1 protein-coding gene is annotated in these 846 nt (G+C 61.8%); it reads left to right on the top strand.

Annotated elements, in window-relative coordinates; all coding sequences use genetic code 11:
- Positions 1-89: 89 nt before the first annotated feature.
- On the top strand, positions 90-846 hold a 757-nt coding region (gene repC, locus ACTJJ7_RS28045), incomplete at its 3' end, for a plasmid replication protein RepC (protein ID WP_440969503.1).

Raw genomic sequence — 846 nt, 5'->3', positions numbered from 1 at the left:
GAGAATCGCATTTCCGGGAATCAGTGTCAAGCAGAATTGGCGTCGTTTGGGCGGATGGATTTCTTTTGCCTATTGAAAGGTAGAAGACGATGCAGTCGGGGAATGCATTCACGACGCCCTTCGGGCGGCGGCCGCTGTCGCTTGGCATGCTGGCAACGCAGGCGCAGGCCAGCGCCGTCGATCCACAGGCTTCGGTCGACAAATGGAAACTGTTTCGCAGCCTGTGCGAGGCGCGGGCGCTGATCGGGATTTCCGACCGGGCGCTGGTGGTTCTGAACGCGCTGCTGACGTTCTATCCGCAGAGCGAACTTGCCGAGGCAAACGGCCTGGTGGTGTTTCCGTCCAATGCGCAACTGTCGCTGCGCGCGCACGGCATGGCGCCGGCAACGTTGCGCCGGCATCTGGGCGCGCTGGTGGAGAGCGGCCTGATTTTCCGCAAGGACAGCCCCAATGGCAAGCGCTATGCGCGCAAAGCCCGGACAGGAGCGACGGGGGCAGGGGAGGGCGGCGAGGCCTTTGGCTTCTCGCTGGCGCCCTTGGTGGTGCGGGCGCAGGAATTCGACGCCATGGCGGATGCGGTGCGCACGGAGCGGCTGCAGCTGAAGCTGATGAAGGAGAAGGTGACGCTGTTGCGCCGCGATATCGTCAAGCTGATTGAGCTGGGCTTTGAGGAAATGCCTGACATCGACTGGAGCGCCCGCTACACGGCGTTTCGCGGTGTGATCGATGATATTCCGCGCCAGGCGACGATCCGCGATCTGGAGCCGGTTGTGGACGGGCTGGAATGCATCCAGCTGGAAATCTCCAAGTTGTTGCAGGATAAGCTGAATTTAACACAAACGAGCG

Origin of the sequence: Phyllobacterium sp. 22229 (genome assembly GCF_052056495.1) — a bacterium.
Classification (GTDB): Bacteria; Pseudomonadota; Alphaproteobacteria; order Rhizobiales; family Rhizobiaceae; genus Phyllobacterium; species Phyllobacterium myrsinacearum.
This window is presented reverse-complemented; position numbering and strand designations above follow the sequence as displayed.